The sequence below is a fragment of the Neobacillus soli NBRC 102451 genome (assembly GCF_001591665.1).
GTDB lineage: Bacteria > Bacillota > Bacilli > Bacillales > Cytobacillaceae > Neobacillus > Neobacillus soli.
In genome coordinates this window covers 1-2,828 of record NZ_BCVI01000114.1, presented here as the reverse complement: position 1 = coordinate 2,828, position 2,828 = coordinate 1, and the positions used below count along the sequence as shown (strand labels likewise).

Annotated in this window: 5 protein-coding genes; 1 reads left to right on the top strand and 4 read right to left on the bottom strand. The window is 33.3% G+C overall.

Features of this window, described 5'->3' with window-relative positions:
* Window positions 1-510 precede the first annotated feature (510 nt).
* Complete coding sequence (locus tag BSO02S_RS25865; protein WP_066074890.1) at window positions 511-888, top strand: hypothetical protein; 378 nt, start codon at window positions 511-513, stop codon at window positions 886-888.
* 452 nt (window positions 889-1,340) lie between these two features.
* Here the strand turns inward: BSO02S_RS25865 and BSO02S_RS27405 are convergent, their stop codons facing one another.
* The 4 genes from BSO02S_RS27405 to BSO02S_RS25860 form a co-directional block, all read right to left on the bottom strand.
* Window positions 1,341-1,517: a hypothetical protein gene (locus BSO02S_RS27405; RefSeq protein ID WP_157081511.1), complete on the bottom strand. Its 177-nt coding sequence runs from the start codon at window positions 1,515-1,517 to the stop codon at window positions 1,341-1,343.
* An 81-nt stretch (window positions 1,518-1,598) separates the two neighbouring features.
* Window positions 1,599-1,709, bottom strand: a complete 111-nt coding sequence (locus tag BSO02S_RS26750) for a YjcZ family sporulation protein (protein ID WP_084375185.1) — start codon at window positions 1,707-1,709, stop codon at window positions 1,599-1,601.
* A gap of 55 nt (window positions 1,710-1,764) precedes the next feature.
* Window positions 1,765-1,884, bottom strand: a complete 120-nt coding sequence (gene yjcZ / locus BSO02S_RS26745; RefSeq protein WP_084375184.1) for a sporulation protein YjcZ — start codon at window positions 1,882-1,884, stop codon at window positions 1,765-1,767.
* A 375-nt stretch (window positions 1,885-2,259) separates the two neighbouring features.
* Window positions 2,260-2,508 (bottom strand): hypothetical protein, encoded by a 249-nt coding sequence (locus tag BSO02S_RS25860; protein ID WP_066074888.1) that lies wholly within the window; start codon window positions 2,506-2,508, stop codon window positions 2,260-2,262.
* Window positions 2,509-2,828 lie beyond the last annotated feature (320 nt).

Genomic DNA, 2,828 nt, shown 5'->3' with positions numbered 1-2,828 from the left:
AACTCTCCCCCCAAAAAATGTTGAATTGAATTATCTCTTTATATTAATTATTTCAACACGCTTCTAAAAATACCTCTTCTTCCACTAAACTGCCAGTTAGCTCAATAACAAAAAAAGGATCACCGCTGCAACCCTTTTTTAAATTAAAGCCCCCGTTACTTTAAGTACAATATTTCACATTCTCCTTCATTAATGAGACCAAAAACGGTGATGCCTATAATAAGCATTGCATTAGTCCTACTTAATAAATGTGGTTTTAACAGAGAAAGGGCTCCAGTTAAGGCGTTTTTTTTATTCACTACATAACCCAGAATTTGTAATAGATTCATACTAGATGCAGCAGAGGGCAAAAAAGCCCTAGTAACCCCCGTGGGGAGGAAAGATTAGCAATTTAGTATCTCAATAACTACTTTTGGAGAGTCATTATTTTTTTAGTACAAGTATCCACACTTCGGTATAAAACCAATCATAATTTATCTTAAAGAGTTGAAAAGAGAGGAGTAGAAGTTATTGGAGGAGAATTATGATATAGAAAAACAAAAGCCCAATGGTGAAATTGACCCTTTTTCAAGTTTCCTGTTTGGAAACAGTAAACAGAGAGAAACTTACAAAGAAAACGAAAATAATTCACAAGAACAAAAAGAACGCTCACCTTTCCATAACAGTTCTAATCGGATCGATGAATGGTTTTTTGGCTCGAGGAGAAAAGAACAGAACAGTGATCCAACCACTCAAAATCAGATAGAAAATCTTCTTAACAATGTGGATGTTGAAATGCTTATGGAAACCATCGATATGTTAGTCGAAACATCTAATCAATTTAAACCATTAATTAAAGAAATCACCCCTTTTTTTAATCAATTTATTAAAAAATTCAAAACCAAATAAAATATAGGCTTTGTAGCAACTTCCGTTTCTAATTCGCTACAAAGCCTATATTTCATAATAAGGAAATGAGTTTGTCCTAAAAAAAATCCTAGTGAAATAGCCCTTCCATCCTTAATTTCTTAACATAAATTGTAAGGAGTAAGTCTAAAGGAGGGCTATAAAATGTTTGGTTATTGTGGATACGGCGGATGTTGTGGTGGCTATGGTTACGGATTAGGCAACTCTTGTTAAACCAACCTGCCCGTTACTTGAATAAGAAAAATGTAATCCTTCTATTAAAGGATCGAACGCCTTTAGCTAGATAAGAAAAAGCCGCCAATTATAGCAGCCTAATCTTAAAGTAAAAAACGCCTTATGTTTAATAACTTTCAATTTGTTCAAAAAGAACAGCTGCTTTTGATGACAACTGTTCTTTTCCGTAGGCTCATGGAAAAACTGTTTAAATCTAGTGCTTAAAAGAATCTGCGTCTTCTTCTTTCAAATTCAAAGCGTCTTCTTCTTTCAAATTCAAATTCAAAGCGTCTTCTCCTCTCAAATTCAAATTCAAATTCAAATGGAAAACGTCTTCTTCTATCGAATTCAAATTCAAATTCACGTCTTCTTCTAAAGTCATCACGAAAAAAAACCATGTGTATTTCATCCTCCTTTCATTTCAATAGTCTATAAACAAAGGGACAGATTAACTTAACCTGCCCTTTGTTCCGTTCACTTTAGTAGCCGCCCATCATAAAAGAAGCTCCTACAATGATAAGGAGAACGAACAACACAACGACTAAAGCAAAAGGGTTTCTTTCTCTATGTTCGTGTCTAAATTCTTCCATGTATATCACCTCCATAATAGGATTTTACTCACCCAAATTCATACCGTTTGGTTGATTAAATGACGCTAGTCAGTACGATAATTAACAGAATGAACAAAACTACGATTAATACAAAGGTACTGCCGCCACCATATCCACCACCGTAGCCATAACCGCCACCATATGATCCGTACATATTTTTTCACCACCTATTGGAATATTAGAGGGAAAAACCCTCTATATATATATATTTCTTAAGATAAAGGTGGCTTGGACAACCATCATATAGTTAGCAAAAATCAGCGATTTGCTTAAACTATTTCTAAAAATGAAAACAAGCGAACGCCTTATGTTTTATAACATGACATTTGTTCAATAAGAAAAAGCCGCCAATTATGGCAGCTGGAACTTCAATTAACGAATTTCGTTAGTTTGATAAGAAATAGCCCCAATATGGCAGCCTGTTCTAAACTAAAGCACCCGTTTGTTTAAGTGATACGTTTCACAATTAATGACTCCAATTACTTCCTTAACTGAGAAAATATTGTGTTATTCTCTATCGTTCCTTTATCTAGCCGTATTTGATAATCGAAACAACCGCGATAAAGATAGCAACTGCCAAGAATATAATACCCATTCCCTTCATTATATTTTTCTTACTCAATAAATTGTCTATTCCCCCGAAAACTAACATGCTCATCATAAGTAATTGCGAGATTAACATACTTTGATTTGTAGATTTATTCCAACTAAAAATAGTATAACCAATCAAAGCTATTGCACTTAAAATAGATAAAAGCTTAAAGATTTTGGATATCACTACAATCATCCTCCTTAGAGTAGTATTTTAACTTTAATATCCACCTATAAATCCCATCAGAAACCATTAAATTCCTTCTTCTCCTATCCACCTGAAACGATTGACAATAAGAGACTGCTCTTATTGAACAGTCGCCCCCATTTTTTTACTTTTTTAACACTTTAACCAACTTAACCAATAGGAATCAAAGCCAACAATTATTATGTAATATTAATACTGGCACTAAAGTATTTAATACCATAAACTCTCTTTCTGAAATTATTTAATTTTCAGTTTAATTATACCGTAAAATACTAATTAGTGGATACTTATTGAACTAT